The organism is Acinetobacter sp. IK23 (assembly GCF_035615275.1).
Lineage (GTDB): Bacteria > Pseudomonadota > Gammaproteobacteria > Pseudomonadales > Moraxellaceae > Acinetobacter > Acinetobacter seifertii.
In genome coordinates this window covers 1-26,528 of record NZ_JANBNX010000005.1, presented here as the reverse complement: position 1 = coordinate 26,528, position 26,528 = coordinate 1, and the positions used below count along the sequence as shown (strand labels likewise).

Annotated in this window: 24 protein-coding genes and 1 pseudogene; 17 read left to right on the top strand and 8 right to left on the bottom strand. The window is 37.1% G+C overall.

Features of this window, described 5'->3' with window-relative positions; genetic code table 11:
* Positions 1–3: 3 nt before the first annotated feature.
* The 11 genes from MSG95_RS05410 (at position 4) to MSG95_RS05360 (ending at position 10,827) form a co-directional block, all read left to right on the top strand.
* On the top strand, positions 4–1,308 hold the full coding sequence (locus MSG95_RS05410; protein WP_004699724.1) for a TolC family protein: 1,305 nt from the start codon (positions 4–6) through the stop codon (positions 1,306–1,308).
* On the top strand, positions 1,308–2,798 hold the full coding sequence (locus tag MSG95_RS05405; protein WP_004699726.1) for an efflux RND transporter periplasmic adaptor subunit: 1,491 nt from the start codon (positions 1,308–1,310) through the stop codon (positions 2,796–2,798). The genes MSG95_RS05410 and MSG95_RS05405 overlap by 1 nt, the downstream gene beginning before the upstream one ends.
* Positions 2,799–2,812: 14 nt before the next feature.
* Positions 2,813–5,947, top strand: a complete 3,135-nt coding sequence (locus MSG95_RS05400) for an efflux RND transporter permease subunit (RefSeq protein WP_004699728.1) — start codon at positions 2,813–2,815, stop codon at positions 5,945–5,947.
* A gap of 33 nt (positions 5,948–5,980) precedes the next feature.
* Positions 5,981–6,343: a copper-binding protein gene (locus tag MSG95_RS05395; RefSeq protein WP_004699729.1), complete on the top strand. Its 363-nt coding sequence runs from the start codon at positions 5,981–5,983 to the stop codon at positions 6,341–6,343.
* A 146-nt stretch (positions 6,344–6,489) separates the two neighbouring features.
* Entirely contained in the window at positions 6,490–6,924 is a 435-nt protein-coding gene (gene arsC / locus MSG95_RS05390) for an arsenate reductase (glutaredoxin) (protein WP_004699732.1), read from the top strand.
* 59 nt (positions 6,925–6,983) lie between these two features.
* Positions 6,984–7,304: a metalloregulator ArsR/SmtB family transcription factor gene (locus MSG95_RS05385; protein WP_004699734.1), complete on the top strand. Its 321-nt coding sequence runs from the start codon at positions 6,984–6,986 to the stop codon at positions 7,302–7,304.
* Between the two features lie 6 nt (positions 7,305–7,310).
* Entirely contained in the window at positions 7,311–7,784 is a 474-nt protein-coding gene (locus MSG95_RS05380; RefSeq protein WP_004699737.1) for an arsenate reductase ArsC, read from the top strand.
* Between the two features lie 7 nt (positions 7,785–7,791).
* Positions 7,792–8,832 (top strand): ACR3 family arsenite efflux transporter, encoded by a 1,041-nt coding sequence (gene arsB, locus MSG95_RS05375; protein ID WP_004699740.1) that lies wholly within the window; start codon positions 7,792–7,794, stop codon positions 8,830–8,832.
* Between the two features lie 5 nt (positions 8,833–8,837).
* Positions 8,838–9,542, top strand: coding sequence for an arsenical resistance protein ArsH (gene arsH / locus MSG95_RS05370; protein ID WP_004699742.1), 705 nt, complete (start codon positions 8,838–8,840; stop codon positions 9,540–9,542).
* 18 nt (positions 9,543–9,560) lie between these two features.
* Positions 9,561–10,511, top strand: coding sequence for a thioredoxin-disulfide reductase (gene trxB, locus MSG95_RS05365; RefSeq protein WP_004699744.1), 951 nt, complete (start codon positions 9,561–9,563; stop codon positions 10,509–10,511).
* Positions 10,512–10,656: 145 nt separating this feature from the next.
* Positions 10,657–10,827: a hypothetical protein gene (locus tag MSG95_RS05360; RefSeq protein ID WP_323807942.1), complete on the top strand. Its 171-nt coding sequence runs from the start codon at positions 10,657–10,659 to the stop codon at positions 10,825–10,827.
* A gap of 21 nt (positions 10,828–10,848) precedes the next feature.
* On the opposite strand, the gene MSG95_RS05355 is transcribed toward MSG95_RS05360, so the two are convergent.
* Positions 10,849–12,120 (bottom strand): tyrosine-type recombinase/integrase, encoded by a 1,272-nt coding sequence (locus MSG95_RS05355; RefSeq protein WP_004699746.1) that lies wholly within the window; start codon positions 12,118–12,120, stop codon positions 10,849–10,851.
* Positions 12,121–12,361: 241 nt separating this feature from the next.
* Positions 12,362–12,835: pseudogene (locus tag MSG95_RS05350) on the bottom strand (SgcJ/EcaC family oxidoreductase).
* Between the two features lie 655 nt (positions 12,836–13,490).
* On the opposite strand from MSG95_RS05350, the gene posA reads away from it, so the two are divergent.
* Together posA and MSG95_RS05340 are read left to right on the top strand one after the other, a co-directional pair.
* Positions 13,491–17,489, top strand: a complete 3,999-nt coding sequence (posA, locus tag MSG95_RS05345; RefSeq protein ID WP_077165736.1) for a delta-poly-L-ornithine synthetase PosA — start codon at positions 13,491–13,493, stop codon at positions 17,487–17,489.
* Positions 17,490–17,567: 78 nt separating this feature from the next.
* Positions 17,568–17,831, top strand: a complete 264-nt coding sequence (locus MSG95_RS05340; RefSeq protein WP_004699755.1) for a hypothetical protein — start codon at positions 17,568–17,570, stop codon at positions 17,829–17,831.
* A gap of 1,126 nt (positions 17,832–18,957) precedes the next feature.
* Here MSG95_RS05340 and MSG95_RS05335 read toward each other — a convergent pair.
* The 3 genes from MSG95_RS05335 to MSG95_RS05325 all read right to left on the bottom strand — a co-directional run bounded on the left by MSG95_RS05335 (position 18,958) and on the right by MSG95_RS05325 (position 20,981).
* On the bottom strand, positions 18,958–19,779 hold the full coding sequence (locus MSG95_RS05335) for an ROK family protein (protein WP_324644986.1): 822 nt from the start codon (positions 19,777–19,779) through the stop codon (positions 18,958–18,960).
* A 404-nt stretch (positions 19,780–20,183) separates the two neighbouring features.
* Entirely contained in the window at positions 20,184–20,690 is a 507-nt protein-coding gene (locus MSG95_RS05330; protein WP_004699762.1) for a GNAT family N-acetyltransferase, read from the bottom strand.
* A gap of 33 nt (positions 20,691–20,723) precedes the next feature.
* Positions 20,724–20,981, bottom strand: coding sequence for a YjhX family toxin (locus MSG95_RS05325; protein ID WP_001054060.1), 258 nt, complete (start codon positions 20,979–20,981; stop codon positions 20,724–20,726).
* 466 nt (positions 20,982–21,447) lie between these two features.
* On the opposite strand from MSG95_RS05325, the gene MSG95_RS05320 reads away from it, so the two are divergent.
* Positions 21,448–22,386, top strand: coding sequence for a bifunctional helix-turn-helix transcriptional regulator/GNAT family N-acetyltransferase (locus tag MSG95_RS05320; RefSeq protein WP_004699765.1), 939 nt, complete (start codon positions 21,448–21,450; stop codon positions 22,384–22,386).
* Between the two features lie 25 nt (positions 22,387–22,411).
* On the opposite strand, the gene MSG95_RS05315 is transcribed toward MSG95_RS05320, so the two are convergent.
* From MSG95_RS05315 to MSG95_RS05305, 3 genes are read right to left on the bottom strand one after another with little or no spacing between them, the layout of a single operon-like run.
* A complete protein-coding gene (locus MSG95_RS05315; protein WP_004699767.1) occupies positions 22,412–23,221 on the bottom strand; it encodes a PhzF family phenazine biosynthesis protein in 810 nt (269 codons plus the stop codon).
* A 48-nt stretch (positions 23,222–23,269) separates the two neighbouring features.
* Positions 23,270–23,686, bottom strand: coding sequence for a MerR family transcriptional regulator (locus tag MSG95_RS05310; RefSeq protein WP_004699768.1), 417 nt, complete (start codon positions 23,684–23,686; stop codon positions 23,270–23,272).
* Between the two features lie 21 nt (positions 23,687–23,707).
* On the bottom strand, positions 23,708–24,226 hold the full coding sequence (locus MSG95_RS05305; protein WP_324624612.1) for an SRPBCC domain-containing protein: 519 nt from the start codon (positions 24,224–24,226) through the stop codon (positions 23,708–23,710).
* Between the two features lie 393 nt (positions 24,227–24,619).
* On the opposite strand from MSG95_RS05305, the gene MSG95_RS05300 reads away from it, so the two are divergent.
* The 3 genes from MSG95_RS05300 to MSG95_RS05290 all read left to right on the top strand — a co-directional run bounded on the left by MSG95_RS05300 (position 24,620) and on the right by MSG95_RS05290 (position 26,221).
* Positions 24,620–25,360: a hypothetical protein gene (locus MSG95_RS05300; protein WP_324624623.1), complete on the top strand. Its 741-nt coding sequence runs from the start codon at positions 24,620–24,622 to the stop codon at positions 25,358–25,360.
* 68 nt (positions 25,361–25,428) lie between these two features.
* Positions 25,429–25,806 (top strand): ribonuclease E inhibitor RraB, encoded by a 378-nt coding sequence (locus MSG95_RS05295; RefSeq protein ID WP_324644985.1) that lies wholly within the window; start codon positions 25,429–25,431, stop codon positions 25,804–25,806.
* 31 nt (positions 25,807–25,837) lie between these two features.
* Positions 25,838–26,221, top strand: a complete 384-nt coding sequence (locus tag MSG95_RS05290; protein ID WP_016804761.1) for a DUF2750 domain-containing protein — start codon at positions 25,838–25,840, stop codon at positions 26,219–26,221.
* Positions 26,222–26,528 lie beyond the last annotated feature (307 nt).

Here is a 26,528-nt window from a genome sequence, read left to right as displayed (position 1 = left end):
AATATGAACTTTAATAAAGGAAAGCTGTCCCTAAAATGGGGTGGATGCTCGATTGCGACGATCTGTTTTTTCTTGAGTTATGGACATGCTTATGCCCAGCCACTGACTTTGGATACAGCATTGAAGCTTGCTGAGCGATATGCGCCTGCTCTAAGAGCTAATAGTGCTCAGATTGAAGGTGCTGAGAATATAGTTTCAGCTTCAGGTATTTTGCCCAATCCTAAACTATTTGTGGGTCTCGATAATTACCCTGTATCAGGTGATGCTGCATGGTCTGTCACACAAGAGGGGATGACGATGCAAAAGATTGGCATCATGCAAGATTTTCCAAATCGTGCCAAAAGATTAGCTGAAGTTGAATTAGCAAAAGCTGAATTGGGTTCAGCAAATGCTCAAACAGAAATTCTGCGAATTGAGTTACGTCAAAAAGTAGCATCGGCATGGCTTAAACGTTTTTATCTTGAGCGTAAACTGGCGTTATATGATGACCTTCTTTCAGAAAATGGATTGCTATCCCAGATTACACAAACACAGGTTGCGTCTGGTCGAACCATGGTTGCTAATACAATTTCCCCTAGGCTGGACAAAACTATTTTGCTTGATCAAAAAGATGATTTGCTTCGAGATATAAATAAGGCAAAACTAGAATTACACCGATTAATCAGTGAGGATTCTAGTGGTACAACTGAAATAGAAAGTTTGCCTACCCAAGAACCTATAATTAATTTTGATACATCACGTTTATATCATCATCTGCATCAACACCCTGAACTAAAAGCATTCCAAGCAGAAAAGCAAACTGTTGAAGCAAAGCTTAAGCAAGCCCAAGCCCTTCAAAAACCAGATTGGGGTATTGAGCTTGCCTATCAGCATCGTGCTCCTGAATTTGGAGATATGATTGGTGTACAACTGACAACAGAACTACCAATATTTTCAAAAAAACGTAGTGGTCCGCTCATTCAGGCAGCATTAGCTGAACAAAATCGGATTACAGCAGATCAGGAGATAAAATACCGCGACCATCTCACCATGTTAGATGAGGGGCTATCGGATTTAAAAGCTCTTGAAAGACAAATCCAACGTACCGTTCAAAGTACACTTCCTTTGGCTAAAGAAAAAGTAACTTTACAGTTAGCAAGTTATCAGGCTGGTAAAGCCAATTTGTCAGATGTCATTGAGACACGACAAGCATTACTAAATCAGCGATTACGTCTCATCGATTTACAACAACAGCAAGCAATTATCAAAGCCCAGCTCTATTTTTCTTTTGTAGAACCCACCTTAAACCATGCTGAGGAGTCAAGATAATGTTAAAAAATAAATTGGCATTTGTAATTGCTGGCTTGATTGTGGGCAGCTTGGGAGTCGGTAGTGGGATTGGATATTGGTATGCGCATCAAAATGATGAAAAGCAAACTGTAAGTGATCAGGCAACTGCTAAAGTGTTGTACTGGTACGATCCAATGAAACCAGAACAGCATTTTGATAAGCCAGGGAAATCCCCTTTTATGGATATGCAGTTAGTCCCTAAGTATGCGGATGAAAGTACTTCTGGAATAACTGAAAGTGCAGGAGTAAAGATTGATCCAGCTCTTCAACAAAATCTAGCCATTCGTTATGCCACAGTCGAACAGGCTGTAATGGGCAATACCTTGTTAACCAATGGCATATTACAAGCGAATGAACGACAGGTAGCAATTCTGCAAACACGAGCAAGTGGTTTTGTTCAGCGTGTTTATGGCCATGCAGTCGGGGATATAGTGACTCAAGGGAGTCCGATTGCTGATATTTCAATCCCTGAGTGGACTGGGGAACAGACTGAGTTTTTGGCAGTACTTAAAATAGGAGACCGTTCTCTTATTCAAGCAAGTCGACAACGCCTACAGCTTCTGGGAATCCCACCAAATGTGATCCATCAAGTCGAACGGACACATCAAGTACAGTCTAATATGACTTTGAGTGCTCCTTTGAGTGGATTCATTGACTCACTAGAAGTTCGTAGTGGAATGGCTTTAGCTATGGGGCAAACACTTGCCACCATTAAAGGCGTGAATCCAATTTGGTTAGAAGCAGCAGTGCCTGAAACGCAAATTGCTGGGATAAAGCGAGGAGATAAAATCGAAGCAACTTTTGCTGCGTACCCTCAAAAAGTGTCTGGCAAAGTCATTGATATTTTACCGACATTAGATACTACAAGCAGAACCATAAAAGTTCGTATTGAGTTACCCAATAGAGAGGGGCAACTCAAGCCCGGAATGTTTGCTTCTGTCAAATTTTCCAACAATCCTCAAAGCAGTTTAGTTGTGCCAGAGCAAGCTGTTATACGTACAGGTACTCGTAATATTATTATTGTCGCACATGAAAAAGGGCGTTTCGAACCTGTTGTTGTACAGTTAGGACAGAGTGACGGAAATAAAATAGCAATTCTACAGGGTTTGAACGCTGGTCAGAAAATCGTGATTTCGGGACAATTCCTAATTGATTCTGAGGCCAATTTACAGGGTGTACTGGATAAGCTGAACACTGGACAATCGATTACATCATCTCAAGTGACTAAGGCATCAATATACCAAGGCATTGGTAAAGTGGAAAAAGTTACAGCTCAAGACATTACCATTTCACATCATGCAATTGCTGAATTGGGGTGGGGGGCTATGACCATGAGCTTTAAACAACCAGTACAACCATTTACCCAAATTCAGCAAGGCGAGCAGGTCAGTTTTCGTTTTACACGTGTTGGGGATGCTTATGTTATTTCTGACATTTCCAAGATGTCTATGACATCTATGCAGAACTAAACGGGAGAACCATTATGATCGCCCGTATTATTCGTTTTTCAATTACAAATCGAGTATTTGTCTTATTAGCTGCTGTAGTTCTTGCCGTTTGGGGAACTTGGGCTGTCAAGAATACTCCGGTTGATGCTTTGCCAGATCTGTCTGATGTACAAGTGATTGTGCGAACTAATTTTCCCGGTCAAGCACCACAAATTGTTGAAAATCAGGTGACTTATCCTTTAACAACGACCATGTTATCAGTACCCGGTGTTAAAGCTGTTCGGGGCTATTCTTTTTTTGGTGATTCGTTTGTTTATGTCATTTTTGATGAACATACTGATCTTTATTGGGCACGTTCTCGTGTATTGGAATATCTCAATCAAATACAAGAAAGAATGCCTGCAAATGCAAAATCTTCATTAGGACCAGATGCTACAGGTGTTGGTTGGATCTACGAATATGCTTTGGTTGATCCAACAGGGCAACATGATCTCTCACAACTGCGAAGCATACAAGATTGGTTTTTGAAGTATGAACTGAAGACAGTACCAAATGTGGCTGAGGTCGCCACAATTGGGGGGATGGTTAAACAATATCAAGTTGTTTTAGACCCAACCAAAATGGCAGCATTCGGTATAACTCAGCGAAGCATAATTGAAGCAATTCAAAAGGCAAATCAGGAAACTGGCGGTTCAGTCCTAGAAATGGCTGAAACTGAATATATGGTGAGAGCTTCAGGTTATTTAAAAACATTAGAAGATTTTCGGCAGATTCCGTTACGTACAAACGATTTAGGTGTTCCAATCACTCTTGGAGATGTTGCAACGATTCAACTCGGTCCTGAAATGCGTCGTGGAATTACTGAACTCAATGGACAAGGGGAAACTGTTGGAGGTGTTGTGATTTTACGTGCTGGTAAAAATGCACGTGAAACCATTACTGCTGTAAAAGAAAAACTTGCTGAATTACAACAAAGTCTACCGAAAGGTGTACAAGTTGTTTCTGTGTATGACCGCAGTCAATTGATTGATCGGGCGGTAGAGAATCTCAGCCATAAATTAATTGAAGAGTTTATTGTAGTGGCTTTGGTTTGTGGGCTATTCCTCTGGCATTTACGTTCAGCAATGGTTGCGATTGTTTCTTTGCCTTTGGGAATCTTGTCAGCCTTTTTATTGATGTATTATCAGGGACTAAATGCCAATATCATGTCATTGGGTGGGATTGCAATCGCGATTGGTGCTATGGTTGATGCATCTGTGGTTATGGTCGAAAATGCACATAAGCATATCGAAGCTTGGCAACATGAACATCCTGATCGAGTTTTAGAAATACAAGAGCGTTGGGACATCATTACACGTTCTGCCAGTGAGGTTGGGCCTGCTTTATTTTTCTGTTTACTCATCATTACTTTATCCTTTATTCCCATTTTTACTTTGCAAGCACAAGAAGGACGATTGTTCTCTCCATTGGCATTTACTAAAACTTATGCCATGGCTGCTGCTGCGGGGCTATCTATTACATTGATTCCAGTTTTGATGGGATACTGGATTCGCGGGAAGTTACCATCTGAACAACGGAATCCATTAAACCGTTTTCTCATCAAAATATACCGTCCTATGTTAGATAAAGTCTTAGCTTATCCAAAGACAACGTTATTAGGTGCGTTACTCATTTTTCTTATCAGTCTTTTTCCTTTAACGCAATTAGGTGGAGAGTTCCTGCCTAATATGGATGAAGGTGATTTACTGTATATGCCTTCAGCTTTACCGGGATTGTCCGCAGCAAAAGCTTCTGAATTACTTCAACAGACTGATCGAATGATTAAAACTGTTCCAGAGGTTGCCACTGTATTTGGTAAAGCTGGGCGAGCAGAGTCGGCTACAGATCCTGCACCTTTAGAAATGTTTGAAACCACGATTCAGTTTAAACCACGATCTGAATGGCGTTCAGGTATGACACCAGATAAGTTGATAAAAGAACTGGATAAAGCTGTTCAAGTACCGGGTTTAACAAATATCTGGGTGCCGCCTATTCGTAACAGAATTGATATGTTGGCGACCGGGGTTAAAAGCCCAATCGGGATCAAGATTTCAGCAAATGATTTGCAAGATATTGATCGGGTAGCACAACAAATTGAACAGGTTGCCAAAAAAGTGCCCGGTGTTAGCTCAGCTTTAGCTGAACGACTCACTGGTGGGCGATATGTTGATATCGATATTAATCGAATGGAAGCTGCACGCTATGGTCTCAATATCACCGATGTACAGCAAATTGTGTCATCAGCAATTGGTGGGGAAAATATTGGTGAAACTGTTGAAGGGTTAGCAAGGTATCCTATTAATGTACGTTATCCGCGAGAAATTCGAGATTCACTTGAGGCATTAAGAAATTTACCAATTCTGACTGAATCAGGTCAGCAAATTGTTTTGAGTAGTGTTGCCAACATTCAAATCACAGATGGTCCTCCGATGTTAAAAAGTGAGAATGCTCGTCCAAGTGGTTGGGTCTATGTTGATGTACAAGGACGTGATTTAGCCTCCGTTGTTCGGGATTTGAAACAGTCTATTGACCAACAAGTGAAACGCTCTGCGGGTATGAGTATTAGTTATTCAGGTCAATTTGAATTTATGGAAAGAGCAAATGCTCGCCTAAAGGTAGTAATACCAATCACTTTGATGATCATTTTTCTATTGCTGTATCTGATTTTTAGACAAGTACAAGATGCTGCTCTGATTATGCTGACTCTACCATTCGCTTTAATTGGTGGTATTTGGGCAATGTATTTCAGTGGTTATAATTTCTCAATTGCCATTGCAGTAGGCTTTATTGCACTTGCCGGTGTTGCCGCAGAGTTTGGAGTGGTCATGTTGTTTTATTTAAAGCAGGCGATAGAACATGCTCAACAAAATTTATCATCTTTAACTGAGCAGCAACTCAATGATGCCCTTCGTACAGGGGCAGTACTACGGGTTCGCCCTAAAGCGATGACTGTAGCTGTCATTCTGGCGGGTTTGATTCCTATCCTTTTAGGAACTGGAACGGGCTCTGAATTGATGAGTCGTATTGCTTTACCTATGGTTGGGGGCATGATTTCAGCTCCACTTTTATCAATGTTTGTTATTCCCGCTGCATATCAGCTTTTAATCAAAAGAAAACTATCAAAATCTTGATAGTTTTCTTATTTCGTTCAAAGAGGTTTTATTATGTTTAAATTTATTAAAATTGTCGCTCTTGTTGCCACTGTTACTGCGTTAAGTGCATGTAGTAAAAATGAGGCGTCAGAGCAAAAGAAAGCGGAAGCGCCTATGGAGCAGATGAGTAAAGAATCATCTACAGCAACGACAACTCAAGCAGTTGGAGTGATTACGGCTATTGATACGAAAGAAAATATTTTGACACTCGATCATGAGGCAATTCCTGCGATTAAATGGCCTGCGATGACCATGGGCTTTAAAGTTGCTGATCCTGCATTATTGAATGGGCTTGCAGTAGGGCAAAAAGTTGATTTTGAATTAAAGGCTGAGGGAGAAACATACACAGTCGTAGCTGCTAAGTTAAAAAAATAGGATGATTTAGTAGATAGAATTTTGATAGTAATGAGGTTCTTTTCAAAAGAGCCTTATTCTCTAATAAAAAACAAAACATATGGTATTGCATATATATGGTAATTCGAATATAAAGATATTATAAATTATCAAAAGAGCTCAATTCGATGACAACTTCATCAACTGTGACGATTTATCACAACCCAGCTTGTGGGACATCTCGCAACACTTTGGCTTTGATCCGTAATACAGGGATTGAGCCAACTGTGATTGAATATCTCATTACACCACCTAGTCATGACGAATTAGTTAAATTGATTCAGGATGCAAAATTAACAGTAAGAGAGGCCATTCGCCAGAATGTAGATCCTTATCGGGATTTAGACCTTGATCGTAGTGATTTGAGTGATGAGCAGTTACTTAGTTTTATGCTTGATCATCCAATATTGATTAATCGACCATTTGTTGTTACTGAATTAGGCACTCGCTTAAGCCGTCCTTCTGAAGTTGTCTTAGATATTCTACCATTACCTCAGAAGGGTGCCTTTACGAAAGAGGATGGTGAAAAAGTGATTGATGAAAATGGTCAACGAGTGAATTAAAAATTTTACTTTTTGTATGTGATTATCCGCATATCCAAATAAGTGAATGGGAGTTAAGAATGGACCAAGTTAATTTTTTTAAATGCTTATCAGATGAAACTCGACTAAATATCGTGACTTTAGTCGCTGAGAATAAAGAATTATGTGTTTGTGATTTGACTGAAAAGTTGCAACTGAGTCAGCCAAAGATTTCTAGGCATTTAGCGTTATTGCGTTCTTCTGGTCTCTTACAGGACAGGAGACAAAGCCAATGGGTGTATTACAGCATTAATCCGCAATTACCAATGTGGTGCCATGACGTTCTGAATCTTTTGGTAAGCAGTCAAACCATAGTAAATAAAGATTCCCAAAATATCCAAATAAATAGCTATTGTGAGTAATAGAATATGAAATTTCTTTTTTTGTGTACTGGAAATAGTTGCCGTAGCATCCTCTCAGAAGTCCTTTTTAACAGTCGTGCGCCTGAAGGATGGAAAGCATACAGTGCAGGTAGTAAGCCATCAGGGCAAGTACATCCATTGACTATAGAAACTTTAGAAAATCTTGGTCTCTCAACAGATGGTTTGTGGAGTAAAACCATTGATGACTGCGAACAATATCAACCTGACGTCGTGATTACTGTTTGCGATTCAGCAGCTCAAGAAGCGTGTCCACTTTATTTAGGTGGAGCGATTAAGGCACATTGGGGCTTGGCTGATCCTTCACATTTAGATTTGCCGAAAGAAGAAAAATTAAAAGCATTCCAAGTTACTGTTGATCATATCAACCGCCGCTTAGACGCTTTATTGGCACTAGATACAACTCATATGTCTCGCCCAGATTTGATTGCAGCAATCAATCAAATTTCGCATATTGAATGAGAACATCATGGCTCAACAAAGATTATCTTTTCTAGATCGTAACCTCACTCTATGGATTTTTATCGCCATGGCATTGGGGATTGCGATAGGTGTGTTCTTTCCGCAAGCTTCCGTTACTTTAGACAAAATGAGTGTGGATTCCGTCAATATTCCAATTGCGATTGGTTTGATTCTGATGATGTATCCACCTTTAGCCAAAGTGGACTATGCTACTTTGCCACAAGTGTTTAAAGACAAGAAAACCTTAACTTTGTCTTTGGTGCAGAACTGGGTGATTGCGCCTGTATTAATGTTTGCATTAGCAATTATTTTTTTACATAGCTATCCAGAGTACATGACAGGCTTGATCCTGATCGGTTTGGCTCGCTGTATTGCAATGGTCTTGGTGTGGAATGGTTTAGCCTGTGGTGATAACCAATATGTAGCAGCGTTGGTGGCATTCAATAGTATTTTCCAGATTCTGTTTTTTAGTACCTATGCTTGGCTGTTCCTCACATTCTTGCCACCCTATTTCGGTATTGCAGGGCAAGTGATCAATGTTGATTTCTGGACGATTACCCATGCGGTGTTGGTTTACTTGGGGATTCCATTTCTTCTTGGTTTCTTGACTCGTTTGGTTTTGGTCAAAGCCAAAGGCTTAGATTGGTATCAAAATGTCTTTTTACCCAAGATCAGCCCACTCAGTTTATTGGCACTTCTTTTTACCATCGTGGCAATGTTTAGCCTAAAAGGTGGTGATGTAGTGAGCTTACCATTGGATGTTCTGCGTATCGCAATCCCACTCACGATTTATTTTATTGTGATGTTTTTCATCAGCTTCTTTATGAGTAAATGGATGGGCAATGACTATCCTAAAACCACAGCAATTTCTTTCACGGCTGCTGGTAATAACTTTGAGTTGGCTTTGGCTGTAGCGATTGCAACCTTTGGTTTGGCTTCACCTGTGGCATTTACCACCGTGATTGGTCCTTTAGTTGAAGTACCTGTATTGATCGCTTTAGTGAGTGTGTCTCTATGGCTCAGAAAAAAGTATTTTAAATCGGTGTAATTGTAATGAATCTTCCTAATGTTGATATGGAGCTACTTGAACAGCCAACTTTGGAAAAAGTTCAAGCTAAATCGTTAGATCATGCGCCACGTATTTTGTTGTTATATGGTTCTAACCGTGAGCGTTCGTATAGTCGTTTAGCCGTGATGGAAGCAGGTCGAATCTTGGAACAGTTTGGTGCTGAGGTTAAAATTTTTCATCCGAAAGGGCTACCTTTGCCAGAAGATGCGGATATGGAACACCCAAAAGCAAAAGAACTACATGAGCTTTTGGCATGGTCAGAGGGCATGGTGTGGTGTTCGCCTGAACGTCACGGTTCAATGAGTTCGATCTTTAAGTCACAGATAGATTGGATTCCATTGGCAGGTGGTGCGATTCGTGCCACTCAAGGAAAAACACTGGCACTAATGCAAGTCAGTGGTGGTTCGCAATCTTTCAATAGTGTCAATCAAATGCGTATTTTAGGGCGTTGGATGCGGATGATCACGATTCCGAATCAGTCTTCAATTCCAAAAGCATTTTTAGAGTTTGAAGAAGATGGGCGAATGAAAGCATCATCGTATTACGACCGTATCGTGGATGTGATGGAAGAGCTGTATAAATTCACCTTGCTGACACGGGGGCAAAGTCAGTATTTAACTGATCGTTATTCTGAGCGTAAAGAATCTGCTGAAGAATTATCAAAACGTGTTAATCAGCGAAGTTTGTAGAATGCTGGAGAAAATTAAATGCAAAATCAACATTCTCGTTTAATTATTTTAGGTTCGGGACCTGCGGGTTATAGTGCAGCCGTATATGCAGCTCGTGCCAACCTCAAACCAACATTGATTGCTGGACTACAATTAGGCGGGCAATTAACAACAACGACTGAAGTTGATAATTGGGTTGGCGATGCTGAGGGCTTAACTGGTCCTGTACTCATGGAGCGTATGCAGGCGCATGCAGAACGCTTTGGTACAGAAATGGTCTATGATCACATCAATGAGGTGGATCTCAAAACTCGCCCATTCGTACTCAAAGGTGACATGGGTGAATATACTTGTGATGCACTGATTATTGCAACAGGTGCAACGGCTCAATATCTAGGTCTTGAGTCAGAGGCAGCTTTCATGGGGCAGGGTGTGAGTGCCTGTGCAACCTGTGATGGTTTCTTCTATAAAAACCAAAATGTCATGGTGGTTGGTGGTGGTAACACTGCGGTTGAGGAAGCTTTATATCTGTCAAATATCGCTGCACATGTGACACTGGTACACCGTCGTGACAGTCTGCGTTCTGAAAAGATTTTGCAAGACCATCTTTTTGCCAAAGAAAAAGAGGGCAAAATCAGCATTATTTGGAACCATCAAGTTGATGAGGTTTTAGGTGACAACACAGGTGTAACGGCGGTACGTATTAAATCCACTCAAGATGCAAGTATCCAAGATGTTCAAGTGCAAGGCTTGTTTGTTGCGATTGGACATAAACCCAATACAGGAATGTTTGAAAGTCAATTGAACCTACGTGATGGCTATATCCAAGTCCAAAGTGGAACTACGGGTAATGCAACAGCTACATCTATCGAGGGTGTATTTGCTGCGGGTGATGTGGCAGACAGTATTTATCGTCAAGCGATTACCTCGGCTGGTTCGGGTTGTATGGCAGCATTGGATGCTGAAAAGTATTTAGACAATCAAGAATAATCAATACATTCACTGAAATAAATCAAGCTAACTCCACCTCTCATGGGTGGAGTTAGATTTTCTATATTGTTTTTTTATTTAGCTACTTATAGTGTTACGCCAGCGTTTCTCTATTTCGGATTCGCTTATTTAAAGCGAGTGTGGGATAAGTAAGCAGATCCTTTTTAGTAATTGGTATGCTCATTACAAATTCTTTTGGGAACATCAAATTAGTTGGATGGATGAGCAATTAAAATTCAGATTTATAAGAGATAAAATTCCTTTATCTCTTATTTTTATATTAAGTGTTTTTGTAATTGGGATTGTACTTTTTTGAGCTGTACCACATGGCTTCAGGCTATTTGTGCATGATATATGTTGCCCAATCAGCCATTAAGCCTTTACGTTTTTCTAAATAGCCTCCACGTAAATAAGAAGCTTCAACCTTATCTGGAAGTTTGTGTGCGAGAACATGTTCACACACTTCTCTACGGTAATCTGTTTTGTCTGCCGACCAATCACGGAAAGTAGACCGAAAGCCATGCGTTGTAATGACTCGGTTTTGTTTGGGATCAATATAGCCTAAGCCATTTTCTTTAAGCTTTTGCTCATGCAGTCGTTTGATTAGGGTCGTCAAAGACATATCAGAAAGCATCTCACCACTCCGTGGCGCAGGGAAGATGAAATCTTGAATTAGAGTATGATTTTGAATTGATTCAAGCAAACTTATCGCTTCTTTCGACAAAGGCACATGATGTTCCTTTTCTGCTTTCATACGTTCTTTAGGAATAATCCAGACTTTATTCTTAAAATCAATTTCCTGCCATTTCGCCCCAAAAATCTCACCAGAGCGACAGGCGGTTAAAATTGCAAATTCCAGAGCTTTTGGTGAAATTCCTTTTTTCTGTCTTAAGTGTTGGATAAACTCAGCAACCTGTTCATAGGGCAGGGATGGGTGAGGGCGTGATTCCTGCTTTAAATTACCTAATATAGGTTCAAGATTGCCTTTCCATTCGGCAGGGTTGTCACCCTCAAAATATCCCATTGCTTTGGCATAATCAAAAATGGTTTCTATACGACCACGGATACGTTTGGCTGTTTCGTTTTTCTCAACCCAAATAGGTCTTAAAACTTCAGCAATATCGGCTTTGGTAATGTTACTAATAGTAAGATTGCCCAAAGTTGGGTAAATATAAGTTTCTAGTGTTGATGACCATTGTCCAATATGTTTTTCATTTTTGAGTTCACGGGTTTTATTGGCAATAACAACTTTTGCACATTCCATGAATGTTTTGTTCCGTAGTTGCTGAACATGAAGCTTTGCAAGCTGTTCCTGTTGATGGACAATTGGATCAATACCACTTCGTATTTGTAATTTTAATTCAGTGGCTTTAGCACGAGCTTCAGCTAAAGAAACTTCAGGGTATGGACCAATACCAATATCACGTCGATGAGGTTTTAATTTTCCATCTTTATCCAGATGTTTTCCCACCACCGCACGTAAAATCCAGACACGGGAAGTTCCTTCGACGTTTAAACAAAGACCATCAACACCACCTACGTGATATCGACCAGTCTCTTTAATTTTTGCTACACTAAGCGCAGATAGCTCTTTAGCTTTCTTTGGCATGTTATTGTCTACCCCTCAAATTACCCCTCATAAAATACTGGAAATAGTCGGATTAGACAAGACTGAGTTGGATGGGTGTAATTGTAATTAATTGAAAAATATTAATTTATAATATTGGATTGGACTTCTTAGGATTGGTGTTAGACGGACACCGCTTCCGCCAAAATTCTTAAAAAGCCCTTGTTAATGACAAGGGTTTTTTTTTGCTTATAAATTATTAAAAAAACTATATTGCTTGATTTCACAAATCTCTAAGTATGGTCTCTCCCGTTCGTGGGTTTGTCAAAGTCACATTTTCAAGCGCCTGAATGGACAAAGAATTATTTTCCTTAATAAGTACAGTAAGAATGAGAGTGTCAATTTGATGAGGACCTTGAGGATGAGCTATACCTGCACTTAAGCGACTCCAAAAATGAGAAATACAAATATTGTCACTTAGGGTAGTGATGTCTATGAGTTCATTCTCTAGTTTTGAATCGCTATAGATTGTTTCATGAATAGGTTGGTGAAGTGCAATAATTTCCTTAGTACCTTTAACGTAATGACCGAAACGATTAACGAAAGTCGCATCTTGATGAAAAAGAGCAGCAAAGGCCTTCATATCATGATTATTCCATGCGATTTGAAGTGCTAAAGGAATATCTTCTGGGTTTGTTATTTTTTGATTCATATCATTCCCACTATTTAAGTTTTAAGTCCATTTTGAATATATTATAAATGAAGGGGCTTCGACATGCTTAAACGGAACAGCTAGTCACAGCTGCGCATGCAAGTACTTATTCCTATAAACACACCATACTTTTAGCGCAAAAACATTTTAGGGATGATCAGTATTAAACAACTATAAGTTTGAGCTAATCGATGGATAAGTTTTTAGAAAAATACAGATAAAAATATAAGATAAATAGAAATGACTCATAATGACTTTAATATACTGTTAATAATCAAACATCGGTTAAAAATTTAAATAGAATCTTCGATTTTTTGAGGCTTTTTTAATGTTTAGAACGAATCAATTAAGTTTAAAATATGGAGAATTTGTATACCGGATAGCATTTATTAGTTTTATTAAAATTAGAGTTATATAAATTTTGTGAATTATAGGTTTTTACTTCGCTAGTTTTGTACGTTTTTCATCCTAATGATGATGGCGAGATTCAAACATTGCAGCTAAAAGCTTAATTTTTTTAGAAAATATGAGCCTAAACAATAGGAATTTATATATTATTAAATAGACTTCAAAACTAAAACTTTAATCTTGATTTAAGTTCAATTATTTAATTTATGACATATCTTGATTTCTTTAATGGGTCAGAAAAACAAACATGACTTCATTTGAGCCAAATCAGAAAATTAAAGAGAGTATAAAAATGAACCAGTTTGTAACAAACACGAATAATATTATTCGTGGAAAGTATCATCCGGAATTTTTGCAGCATGAAGTCTTGGCCGATATTTTTGTCCATACTGCACAAACTCTTCCTGATAAAACGGCTTTAATTGAAGCAGATAAAACGTTGAGTTATGGTGAGTTATATCAGCAAGCCTTAATTATGGCTCAGCATTTGACGATAAGGGGGGTAAAACCTGGTCATATTGTTGGCTTATGGTTGCCTCGTGGTATCGAGCTTTTAAAAGCTCAATTGGCGATTTGTTTAAGTGGCGCAGCTTGGCTTCCTTTTGATATGGATACGCCAGCGGACCGTATCGCGGTGTGTCTTGAAGATGCTGATGCTGTAGGGATGATTACTACAGATGAATGGCATGCGCATTTAGATGAAGTACCACAAACAAAGTGGACCAATACTGAACTGCAAAAGCCACTTAGTGAAAATATTCCTTTAGCTAAAACCACCCCAGAACAACCTGCATATATTATTTATACATCGGGTTCGACAGGTAAGCCGAAAGGGATTGTGATTACCCAAAGAAATATTTGTCACTTTTTACGTAGTGAAAATAATGTTTTGGGTATTCAAGAGCAAGACAAAGTCTATCAAGGCTTTTCTGTTGCTTTTGACATGTCGTTTGAAGAAATTTGGCTTTCTTACTTGGTTGGGGCAACCTTGTGGATTGCACCTAAGTCGCTTGTGAGTGACCCTGAACGTTTATGCCAAACATTAAAGCAAGAACAAATTACAGTATTGCATGCTGTACCGACATTACTTGCTTTATTCCCAGAAGATGTACCTAACTTAAGAATTATTAACTTAGGTGGGGAAATGTGCCCGGATTCACTGGTTGACCGTTGGGCATTACCTCATCACAAAATGTTTAACACTTATGGTCCAACTGAGACTACGGTTACTGCAAGCCTTGAGGCGTTAGAGCGTGGCAAACTCGTCACGATTGGTAAGCCTTTACCAAACTATGGCATGTTGGTCATTAACGCTGAAAGAGAATTACTGCCGCAAGGTGAAACAGGTGAGCTCTGTATTTTTGGCCCAAGTGTGGCGGAAGGATACTTAGGTCGCCCTGACTTAACCGCTGATAAGTTTATTCAAAACACGTGGGCAGACGGTCCAGATGAACAATCGCTCTATCGCACCGGCGATTTGGCTAAAATTGATGAGTTTGGTCAAGTACACTGCTTGGGACGTGCGGACGATCAGGTCAAAATCCGTGGTTTCCGTGTTGAACTTGGTGAGATCGAAGCTGCGCTTTGCGATATTGAAGGTATTGGTACTGCAGCAGTTATTCTTCGTCCAGAAGACGGTATTGATCAGCTTATTGCGTTTATTGCACCAGAAATTGATGCAAAAAAAGCAATCGAAATTAAAGAACTCCGTCATAATCTAAGCCAACGTTTACCACCTTATATGGTGCCAAACCGTTTTGAGATTATTGAAGAAGTTCCGCGTCTATTGTCAGGAAAAATTGACCGTAAAGCTTTAAAAGCACGACCACTCACCAGTGTGATTGACCGTAGTGAATCGGACCAACCACAAAACCCAGCAGAAGAAATTTTATTTGGTATTTTGAATCGCTTGTTCCCAAACATGCCGATTAAACTCGATTCAGATTTCTTTGATGACTTAGGTGGTCATTCACTTTTAGCGGCTGTTTTAATTTCGAACTTACGTGAACATCCAGAATATAGCCACTTAACTATTCAAAACTTATATCAAGCGAGACGAGTTGGGGCCATTGCTGCGCTTATGTTAGAGCAACCAACGCCTACTGTATTTGATAGCCAAATTGGGCAAGATAACCCGCGTAACCAGACTTATAAGTGGTTATGTGGTATTGCACAGCTAATTACTATTCCGGTTTTAATTTCGATTAATATCTTACAGTGGTTAGCGCCATTCTTTACCTATCATTATTTTACTGGTGGATCACGAGACAGTATTCCGAATGCAATCGCAATGTCTTTATTGGTTTATATCAGCGTAATTATTGCCAGTTTTGTTGTTTCAATTTCTGTAAAACGACTATTAATGATGGGCGTTGGTGCAGGGCAATATCCATTATGGGGATTAACCTATTTCCGTTGGTGGTTAGCAGATCGTATAGGTAGTATTTCACCTGTCTATCTTTTGTCAGGTTCAACTTTACTTAACTTATATCTGAAAGCGCTTGGCGCCAAAATCGGTCATGACGTTACGATTAGTTCAGTACATATTCGTATGCCATCTTTACTTACTGTTGAAGATGGGGTGAGCATTGGCTCTCAAGTGAACTTAGAAAATGCTAAAGTTGAACATGGTCACTTGGTATTAGGTTCAATTCACTTAAAAGAAGACAGTTATGTGGGTTCTTATGCTGTATTAGAAGAAAATACAGTGTTGGAAAAACAAGCTCACGTAAATGCTTTAACTTCAATTGAATATGACACAGTGGTACCAGCCGGAGAAATCTGGGATGGTACACCTGCGAAGAAAATTGGACATGTGGATGACCACGAGAAATTACCAGAACGTCCAAAATTATCGTTTATTCGTAAAATTGCAGAATATGCATATTATGGAATTAGTGCGTTAATTATTGCGTGTTTGTTCTTTATTCCAATTTTCCCAAGCTTCCTTTTGGTCGACTGGTTAGATGCAAACGTATTTAATATTAACCCGAATGAACATTTACAAATCGCACTGTACTACTTCATTTTAGCGATTCCAGCTAGTGCAATGATGATGATGATTACTGCTGTGATTTCTTCAGTCATTCGTAAAGTTGCATTGCCTCGTCTTGAAACAGGAATGTATGCGGTTCATGGCGGTACGTATTACCGTAAATGGTTTGCATCTCAAATTTTAGAGACAAGCTTACAAACTTTACATGGCTTGTTTGCTACCATTTATGCGCCAACATGGTTCCGTATGCTCGGTGCAAAAGTAGGTAAAAATACTGAAATTTCTACCGCAAACGGTGTTATTCCAGAAATGCTGACTTTGGGTGAAGAAAGCTTTATTGCCGATGCTGTAATGCTAGGTGATGAAGAAATCAAAGGTGGCTGGATGACATTAAAATCTACGACTATTGGTAACCGTAGTTTTGTCGGAAACAGTGCGTATATTGCTGATGGTACTGTGTTACCAGACAACGTCTTGATTGGTGTGCAATCTAAAACACCTGATAATGTTGAAATGTATGATGGTCAAACTTGGTTTGGTTCGCCACCGTTATTACTGCCTGCACGTGAAGCTGCTGAGAAATACCCAGATCATTTAACATTCTTACCAAGTATCAAACGCCGTTTAATGCGTGGTTTTATCGAAGGACTTCGTGTTGTATTACCTGCCGCTCTTGCGATTGGTGTGGGTTATATGATCGTGCTTGAGATTATTGATGTTATTAACAAATACAACATTCCAACTGGTTTGTTGGCTTTAACGCTTGCTGGTTTGCTCTATGGTGTAGGCTGCTTCGTTATTGTTGCGCTATTGAAGTGGATTTTGATTGGTCGTTATGAGCCACGTTCAGCTCCTATGTGGACTATGTTTGTATGGTTAAGTGAAGGGATCACGAGCTTATATGAGTCAGTTGCGATTCCTAACTTCTTAAACTACTTAAGAGGAACGCCAATGTTGCCATTCTTCTTGCGTATTTTAGGTGTTCGTATTGGTAAAGACGTCTATATGGATACAGCAGATATTACAGAGTTTGACTGTGTAAGCATCGGTGACCGTGCTGAGTTTAATAGCTTCTCAGGCCCACAAACTCACTTGTTTGAAGACCGTATTATGAAAATCGGACAAGTGAATATTGGTAATGATGTTGTGGTAAATACACGTAGTATTATTTTGTATAACGCCAACGTGAGCAACCATGCCGTGTTAGGTCCATTAACATTGGTCATGAAAGGTGAAAATATTCCGGCTAAATCTGCTTGGATTGGTTCACCGGCTGTGCCTTGGGTTCATAAATAATTCAGTGTTGAGTTAAAAAAGCCTCTGTAGAACAGGGGCTTTTTTTATATTGCTCAAAAACTAGATTGTACATAATTTATGGGACAAGGAGATTTAACAAAAAATCGGGGTTATTATACGGGTATTGGTGGTTTATGCCCTTTGATTTTCAAAGGGTTAAAATATGGTGATGGTAATTTATATAGTAAAGAATTTCCAAATGCGAAGTTAACAGGTGAGCCAGTGCCTGCCTATAAACCTTTTTTGACTCAAAGAAATAATAATAGATATGCTGCGCTTTCACGGTTAGACAATAGAACAGGGCGAGGAGGAATAGGATTTACACCTACTGCTGATATTTAGGATAGGTTTCTTTTGATATCTTTATTAAACATGGTTGTACAAATGCCTGCGCTGTAGATGGTAGCGATTCAGTGTTTTTATGGTATGACGGAGGATTTAAGTTTATGTCAGCAGAAAATAAAGATGAAACACAAACTTTTGGTATTGGAATAAGAGCAGAAACCTAATGTTAAAAAAAGCTTTATTTAGCCTAATCATTTCAGTTGTAGTATTGCTCTCAATTTCATTTGTAGATTTGTATTGCACGCATACATCTTTTAAATTATTTAAAGTTTGGTTAGTAGAATTTAACGGAATTAATAATTATTCAATTTTTATTAATAATTTTATAATTAATTTTTTAATTGTTTTCTTAATTATTTCTCTAATTGTATATCTTATAAAAATTAAGAATAGTTTTATTTATATAGCCTTGGTTCTGCTATGCATTTCACTTGGGAGCTTCTTTATGAAAACATCTATAAATTTAACTATAGATACTAGAAAAGAGGTTCCATCGGGTAATTTGGTTAATAAAAGTTTAGCTTTTTTATTGATGCATAAAAAAGTTGAGTGTGAAGACTAAACTATTGTTAATTTTAAAAATTATGGCTGATTTTAAAGCTAATGTATGAGTTTGTAAAAGCACACGTATGCATCCAAATTAAACAGTTTTTCTTAGATAGCCTATGTTATTTATCATAAGGCTAGGTCTCTGGAATAGAGCTTAGCTTTATTTTATTTGAAAGGTATAATAATTGAGTCACCGTATAAATTTATTAAATACATATTAAATTAAATAGAGTATTGGTAGGTGTATTTTATAGGTGATATATCTCCTTTTTTTCTTTCATATTCTTTTGGAATTTTTTTACCAATATATAGTTTTTTGATATCTTCTGGAGCTTCATCTGCTACAAAACCAAATTTATGGGAATCTGTATCATGAAATATATGTTCTGGAAAATTCTTTGGTATGGCTTCTAACCAATTAGCATTGATATAAGCACCGCGTATGATTCCATGGGCAACAGCAAGAATAACTTCAGCTTTTTCAGCTCTATTTTTATTAACTTTCCAAGCAAATCTAACAGCATTATATATTGAACTATTCTTGATTCCTTATCAGAAAAATACTCATATTATTTTATTGTTCAATTGCATGTATAGCACCTAAAGCAGCTACTTTTTTTCCCGCCTTTACTTTTGATATATCGCAATTTTGCCAAAGCTCGGGAAGGCAGTTTTCTTTAGCAGCTTCTAAAGCGGCCTCTAAATAACCGGGTAATTCTATTGTTCCTCCTCCTATTACTAATTGCGATGGGTTTAAAAGATTAATAACAGTTGCTATTCCAAGACCTAAAGATGTGCCTGCCTCTTTTATAACAGTTAAAGTAGATTGATCTCCATTGTTAGCCATTAATGCTAAATTAGATGGGCTTAGTGCGCATAGTTTGCTAATTGCAGCTCCACTGGCAAGTTCATCTAGACGCTTAATTCCTTCATTACTTTGTACTGGTAAGTAACCTAGTTCACCAGCCCAACCACTAGCTCCCATTAAGGGTTTTCCATTTGTTATGAATGCAGCCCCAATACCTGTACCAATCATAATAATACCGCTTGCAGCATGAGATGAAAAATCATTGAGTTCAGCATACATAGCAGCTTTTACATCATTTAAGATCATTGTTTTACTACATAATAATTTTAATGCGTCATTTCCTTGCCAGCCTATGAATGCTGGAAGAACATCACAATTAACAACGTATCCCGATTCGTTAACTAGACCCGGCACTGCTAGGCTTATGCTTTCGGGTTTAATTCCATGTTTTAAAATAAAAGATTGCAGATGTGATATTAATTCTTCTGGAGTGAATGAAATCCCTGTACTAAATATTTCTTCAATTTCATAACATAATATCAATAACTTAGTGCCTCCAAGATCTACACCAATTTTCTGAGTTTTCATCAAAAACCTTATCTCAAAATTATTTTATAAATTTTAACGTGTCTATATGATCAAGATTTTATAATTATCAGTATTTGTGTAATAAATTTTAAAATTGATTCCAAATGGAGATCAATTATTTGCAATATATTTCAATCTTATATATAACGGATAGCCCTAATTTTCTGTTTACTTGCTCCATTCATAACCCACTTTGACCAGTAACTACCTGATTATTTATCCTTACTTTTTCATGATCTAGTCTAAAACAAATGTATCTTGCGTGTTGTACTAAAAAGGGAGCTACTCTCAATTTTATTTGTAGAATTTAATAGATTTAATAATTATATAACTTTCAATGTTTTAAATTAATATAAAGCCTCTATAAATAGAGGCTTTATATTAGGTGTTGTAAGCGAACTTATTTATTCAGTTGCCGTAAAAGCATCATGATAAGTAACTTCTCCAAAAGGAATATGATTGCTGAAACTTATAGCTTGAAAGTATTCATTTGGTACATCAGGTAAATTTAAATATGGGTAAGATTTAAAACCAAATCGACTGTAATAATTTGGATCACCTAATAGAACGCAACCTTTTCCGCCCAAATCTTTTAACTTTTGCAGAGCTGCATTCATTAAAAGAGAACCAATGCCAATTCCTTGTTTATTTGGACATACAGAAATAGGGCCTAGGCCATACCAGCCAGTTTCACCCGACGTGATTGTAACTGGTGAAATAGCAACGTGACCTACAATTAAACCATCTTCTGTAGCAACCAAAGAGATCGTGAGTTGTTTATGTTTCCGAAGGCTGTTCACAATAAATTGTTCAGTATGGCTAGAATGCTCTTCATTCAAGAACGCGGCTTTGGTTAACTCTTCGATATTTTTAATATCTTCGGGTTGTTCATCTCGAATTATAATATTCATATTTTTCTTTCTCTTAATAAATAGCAACTTATATTAACGATTGTCTAGTTGAGGGCGGACCGTCTGAAGCCCTAACAATGTAATTTGATAAGGTTGGCTATTTTTAGACTTGATTAAACGTTTTGCTTTTAGCTTTTTAAATACATCTAAGGAACAATCAGATAGCACAAAACCTTCTCGTGTATAGCATTCAACGAAATAAACTGTGCCTGATGCGTCACGTTGGTATTTAATATGTCCACCTTTGGCAAGGACATGGAGAGTTCGTTGTTCGAACTTTGAAAGATTCATGTTGAAGCCTTGATAATAATCAAACGTGCAAATAGAGGTGATCAGAAATATGACCACAGAAAAATTGCGACATTGATAATCAACTCAATAATAAAAATTGAGAGTGATTATCAGATGATTACTATCTCCAACATATAAACCTCTTTTAGAAGGGGGATACTTTTATTCAAAGGATATATTAACTGTATATATCACTTAATCACAAATGTTTTTTATATTCATTATGAGGTTAATGGACTTCATTTAAATATGAAATCTCATATCTATCTTTTCATTCTATAAAATGAATATATACAAATCCTGATTTTCCGATATGCATACCTACGATTAATTGCTTTTGTTCTGCTACTTATAGTTTGGCTTTGTTTTATTTGTAAGATATGACACTTGAATTAACTCGTAACTATTAATTGACAAACACCTCCAAATATAGTTGTATTGTACAACTATATTTGGAGGTGTTCGTATGATCGATAGTAAATTAATTGAGGAAATTCGTAGATCTTCACGAACTATGGTTCGGGAACTTGGATTTATGAAGGCTACTCTTGCTGCTACAGACTATTCACCTTCCGCAGTTCATACATTGTTAGAGATTGAAAATTATGGCGCTATAACTGCTATCCAGTTGGCACAAATCTTAGGTTTAGAAAAATCCAGCGTAAGTCGTATGCTAGGTAAACTAATTGAAGCGGATGAAATCAAAGAAGTACAAGCAATAAATGATGGAAGATCTAAATCGCTTCAACTCACTGACAAAGGACGTAATACGGTTAAAAAAATAAATGAATATGGTGAAATGAGGGTAATTCAGGCTATAGGAAATTTAAAACTAACTCAACAGAAACAAATTGCTCAAGGTCTTACATCTTACGCAGAAGCTTTAGTTGCTTGCAGATCTCATCCAATTGTTGAGGTAAATAAAAAAATTGAAATAGTTTCTGGATACCGTGCTGGAATGATTGGTCGTATCACCGAAATGCATGGAACCTATTATGCAAAAAGCTATGGATTTGGACATTTTTTTGAAGCTAGAGTTGCATCTGGGCTTGCTGAGTTTTCGGAACGACTACTTGATCAAAATAATAACATTTGGCTTGCTATACATAATGATCAGATTATTGGATCTGTAGCTATAGATGGTCAAGATTTAGGAAATAATGAAGCTCATTTACGTTGGTTTATTCTTGAGAATGGATATCAAGGTAGTGGTATTGGAAAAAGATTATTAGCAGAAGCTATAGGTTTTTGCGATCAGAAAGGATTCTCTGCTGTGCAATTATGGACATTTAGCGGTCTTGATGCAGCTCGTAAACTTTATGAGTCGTTTGGATTTAAACTGACGAAAGAATGGGAAGGAAACCAATGGGGGAAAACCATGCTTGAGCAGCAATTTACCAGATAGATTATTTGTTGATACTTTAGTTATTTTATAGAAAAAGTTTAGCTTCCATATATAAGCGGCATTGTCCTGAAATCTCGATTCTATTATTTTCGAGCATTCTACAGTGCAATATTCCTCCACGCTTCGATGCCTGATAAGCAATAATATCGTTCTTATTAATTTCATCTTTCCATAATGGAATAAGTGATGTGTGTAAGGAGCCTGTCACGGGATCTTCATCAATTCCCATTGATGGTGTGAAATAGCGGGAGATAATATCGATGTTTTTATATTCAGGATGTAATAAATCATTCTTTGCGGTAATTGCCACTCGTCTTCCACCAAGCTGTTTGATTTTTTCAAAATCTGGCTGTTCTTGTAAAATAGCCTCTGCCGATTCATAAACAACAATGTAGGCTTGAGGATTGATATAAACTTCCTCAACTTTATGCTGCAATGCTTCCTCCAATTCTTGTGGAATATTATGAATTTTTTCAGGAATCTGGACAGGAAAATTCATTGCAATAAAGCCATTTTCTTGCTTCTGAATATAAAATTCACCCATTTGTTTGACTTGAAATGTAATAGATTTGATTTGAGGGTTTTCTTGAAAAATTATAAAACTAGTTGCCAAAGTTCCATATCCACAAAATTGAACTTCTTTTATTGGTGAAAACCATCTAATTTCGTAGACTTGCTCATCAATTTTACGAGCAAAACTTGTTTCAGATAAATTATTCTCAATGGCAATATTTTGCATTATTTCTACATCTAACCATTGTTTAGTAATTATGACTGCGGCTGGGTTTCCTGCAAATAATTGATCAGTAAAAGCATCTACCTGATACATTTTCATTATAATTTCCTATTCATGGTATTCTGATAAATATCAGTATTTCTATATTTAATTTTTTGAAAGCTTATACAAGTTTTCAATCATATCTTGAATTTTGTCCTGATTTTTGACAAAAGAATTATCTTTAATATATTTTTTTACCTCTTGAAGAGTATCTTTTCCATATTCAAACAACTTAATTTGCTGACTAATCAACTCTATTTTTTTATCAATCAATTGATTGGAGATAATATTGCACTCTTCAGAAGGAGGTTTTGTTCCAAGTTCAATGAGTTGTTTGATCTCTTCTAGAGTAAATCCAATATTTTTCAAACATATAATTAATTTAATTTTTTGTTCATGTATTTCTTGATAGCTTCTGTAGCTATTTGTTAATCGTTCGGGAACTAATACTCCACATTTTTCATAAAAACGTAAAGTATCTAATGATAGTCCGTATTTTTTTGAAATTTGACTAATATTCACTCAGTGGTCCTTACTTTTTAACTAGGATATTTTACAGGTATTATTATTTAAGTTCTGACTTTCAATATGTTTTTTGAAGGATCTATTCATTTTATCAAAATTTAACTTTGTAGGTTGAATAACAAAGTAATTTAATATAGGTACAAGTAGCCCATTAAAATCTTCTGCTTGAACTAATTGAGTTGTATTGGCATCAATTTTAGTGAAAATAAATTGATGTCGACCATTAAACAATCCATTTATATAAAGTTTTCCTTCCCATTCCAAGTGATATTTATCAAGTTTCCTTATTACTGGTTGCATTGTAAATAGCACTTTTCTATTTTCATTGTATAAATCTACACTAATTTGTTGACCTACATGGGTGGGGAATCCATCAATACCAAATAATTTATTCCATTTCGGATACGATGAAGTGCATGTGAACGTTTGCCAAACATGATCTATTGGCCGATTTATAACAATCTTTGTTTCAATCCTTTTATGATGAAATAAAAGAATGAACACAGAAAAAACAACCAAAGTGAAAATTACTTTCATCAAATAGTACCTTTGTTACTAAATACCATAATGATTCTAAGGTTGGAGCTTACTCTAAGCTCAAGTAAAATTTTTACCTGCATGTTAAATTGGGTTGTATCTAATAAGAATTTCATTTGTGAAGGCTAAAAAGAGGAGAGAAGACTTTTTAATTTCTTATATTCATACAGTGTCAATCATTTTAAATTTAGGAAAAGCTGTATCTTTTTAAAGAACATAAGTAAAAATAGAAGAAATTATTCCTATTTTTAATATAAGCACTAAATAGCAATATCTATTTTTTAAAGATACGTATATACAATTTTCTTGGCGGCCCACCTTTGAAAAAATGAAGCTAAAGATTTAACAATTATGATACCCGTACAGACATTCTCGGTTTTTGCAATTTTTCTGTTGTTTATTGCGCCATTGATTGGTGTTGTACTAACACTAGGTTTATTGGTGAAAGCACTATTCTTTTGGCGAAAGAAGGCTCAAAAGCCTGTGAGTTTTTTTTCTAAAAAAACATTATTCATTATGCTCGTGGCCTTAATATGTGACTTGTGGGCAGGTTACTTATTTTATATGAGTGCATCGGTAGAGTATGAGATTGCACTTAAGCAGCATTACAAGGAAAGTCGTAGCCATTTCGTTTTATCTCAAGATGCACAATATGGCGAACTGTTGATTCCTAAAGGGAGTTTAATTAGTCGTTATGATGCTTTTGACAACGGTGAGCCACAAGTACCCTTTAGCTTACGTGGATTACAGGCTGTACGTTTCCCTCATCCTGTACAAGTCGCAGGAATGTGGGTAACTGCAATAGAGCCTCCTCGAATGGAGTTGGCATGGGATCAGCAAATAGGCCCAGTTATGCGCTTCGATCCTAAGGAAGAAAATGGTTATGGTAAATGGGTTTATGATACGAAACGTCCTGCCATCGCTTGTTCTCGTGGAGACATCGTGCTACTTGAAATTCCACTTATTGATTATGATATTGCAAAAGAATTTGGTAAACCTGAGCCTGATGGAGCTAATGCACGTTTTCGCCCGAGTGAGTGGGGTGTTCAACAATGCGAAAAAGGTCAGGGGCCAATTAAAGTTAGTCCTGCATATACTGGGATTGCACCAAAGAAACCTTGGTTTCAACTTTGAGATAGTTTTAGTAAATTTTTAGTTCTACATCTATTACTCATATTTTATTAAGGATTCTCAAGAATCTTTTGAAAGATGATAATCTCAAAGAACCAAAATTAGTAAAAATAGAGAATCAAATGAGCCAATTTCCTAATGATGCAACAGGGGATACTTTAAACGAATTTAAGAAAAATGGGTTTGATTTAACAAAGCCGATGGAAATAGATTTCTTTATTGCAATACCTTCAGAAGAGATTGGAGAAAAGATTTCTACAGAGGTTAAAAGATTAGGCTGTAAAGCCAGCGTTGAGCAAGATGATGTTACTAAGGAATGGACTTGTTATTGTACGAATACAATGATTCCATTTTATGATGACATTATAAAATTCGAAGAAGATCTAAATAATATCGCTAGTCAATATGCTGGTTATACTGATGGTTTTGGTTCGTTTGGTAATGTTTGATTAACTTTTAATAAATTATAGGTTCAAAATTATGAAAATTAGTCAAAAGCAAATAGATGCTGTAATTGCATTAGAAGGTGCTAAAAGATATAAGCATTTCATAAAAGTTATTGCCGATACGCAAGAAGTTTGGGGCTTATACAAGGATGGATGGGCATTGGCTGGAACAGAGGATAATCAAAAAGTATTTCCTGTATGGCCCGCGAAAGAGTATGCCGAGTTATGTGCTGAGCATGAATGGGGAGGATATGAAGCTGAGCTGATTTCTTTAGATGACTTCATGAATGAATTGTTACCTACATTAAAAGATGATGAGGTATTAATAGGCATTTTTTATACTCCTTTAAATAATGGTGTAACTCCTGAGATAGAACAGGTACTAAATGATTTAGAGCTTGAATTGGAAAATTATTAGAAAGATACGATCTAGCCTCTTTATCCTTGATACATTCAAATACCTATATCTAAAAAATATTCTAGAATTCATAAGATACACCTTATACGGATAACAAAATGGGAGCAATCAGCTCCCATTTTTTATTTTTGCTCATGTTCTTTGTAGTGATCCTAGCCAAAATAATGGACAGTACTTCCCTCTAAAGATAACGTAACGTTAACTTTGGAGATCCAAGAAATGGCCAAACGTTTTAGTGCTGAATTTAAACAGCAAGCAATTGATTATGCACTTTCAAACTCACACGAGCCTATAGCTGCAATCGCCC

Bases quoted from the DNA above. Each gene is read 5' to 3' on its own strand.
- MSG95_RS05410 (WP_004699724.1), top strand. From the start codon at position 4: ATGAACTTTAATAAAGGAAAGCTGTCCCTAAAATGGGGTGGATGCTCG.
- MSG95_RS05405 (WP_004699726.1), top strand. From the start codon at position 1,308: ATGTTAAAAAATAAATTGGCATTTGTAATTGCTGGCTTGATTGTGGGC.
- MSG95_RS05400 (WP_004699728.1), top strand. From the start codon at position 2,813: ATGATCGCCCGTATTATTCGTTTTTCAATTACAAATCGAGTATTTGTC.
- MSG95_RS05395 (WP_004699729.1), top strand. From the start codon at position 5,981: ATGTTTAAATTTATTAAAATTGTCGCTCTTGTTGCCACTGTTACTGCG.
- arsC (WP_004699732.1), top strand. From the start codon at position 6,490: ATGACAACTTCATCAACTGTGACGATTTATCACAACCCAGCTTGTGGG.
- MSG95_RS05385 (WP_004699734.1), top strand. From the start codon at position 6,984: ATGGACCAAGTTAATTTTTTTAAATGCTTATCAGATGAAACTCGACTA.
- MSG95_RS05380 (WP_004699737.1), top strand. From the start codon at position 7,311: ATGAAATTTCTTTTTTTGTGTACTGGAAATAGTTGCCGTAGCATCCTC.
- arsB (WP_004699740.1), top strand. From the start codon at position 7,792: ATGGCTCAACAAAGATTATCTTTTCTAGATCGTAACCTCACTCTATGG.
- arsH (WP_004699742.1), top strand. From the start codon at position 8,838: ATGAATCTTCCTAATGTTGATATGGAGCTACTTGAACAGCCAACTTTG.
- trxB (WP_004699744.1), top strand. From the start codon at position 9,561: ATGCAAAATCAACATTCTCGTTTAATTATTTTAGGTTCGGGACCTGCG.
- MSG95_RS05355 (WP_004699746.1), bottom strand. From the start codon at position 12,120: ATGCCAAAGAAAGCTAAAGAGCTATCTGCGCTTAGTGTAGCAAAAATT.
- posA (WP_077165736.1), top strand. From the start codon at position 13,491: ATGAACCAGTTTGTAACAAACACGAATAATATTATTCGTGGAAAGTAT.
- MSG95_RS05340 (WP_004699755.1), top strand. From the start codon at position 17,568: ATGGGACAAGGAGATTTAACAAAAAATCGGGGTTATTATACGGGTATT.
- MSG95_RS05335 (WP_324644986.1), bottom strand. From the start codon at position 19,779: ATGAAAACTCAGAAAATTGGTGTAGATCTTGGAGGCACTAAGTTATTG.
- MSG95_RS05330 (WP_004699762.1), bottom strand. From the start codon at position 20,690: ATGAATATTATAATTCGAGATGAACAACCCGAAGATATTAAAAATATC.
- MSG95_RS05325 (WP_001054060.1), bottom strand. From the start codon at position 20,981: ATGAATCTTTCAAAGTTCGAACAACGAACTCTCCATGTCCTTGCCAAA.
- MSG95_RS05320 (WP_004699765.1), top strand. From the start codon at position 21,448: ATGATCGATAGTAAATTAATTGAGGAAATTCGTAGATCTTCACGAACT.
- MSG95_RS05315 (WP_004699767.1), bottom strand. From the start codon at position 23,221: ATGAAAATGTATCAGGTAGATGCTTTTACTGATCAATTATTTGCAGGA.
- MSG95_RS05305 (WP_324624612.1), bottom strand. From the start codon at position 24,226: ATGAAAGTAATTTTCACTTTGGTTGTTTTTTCTGTGTTCATTCTTTTA.
- MSG95_RS05290 (WP_016804761.1), top strand. From the start codon at position 25,838: ATGAAAATTAGTCAAAAGCAAATAGATGCTGTAATTGCATTAGAAGGT.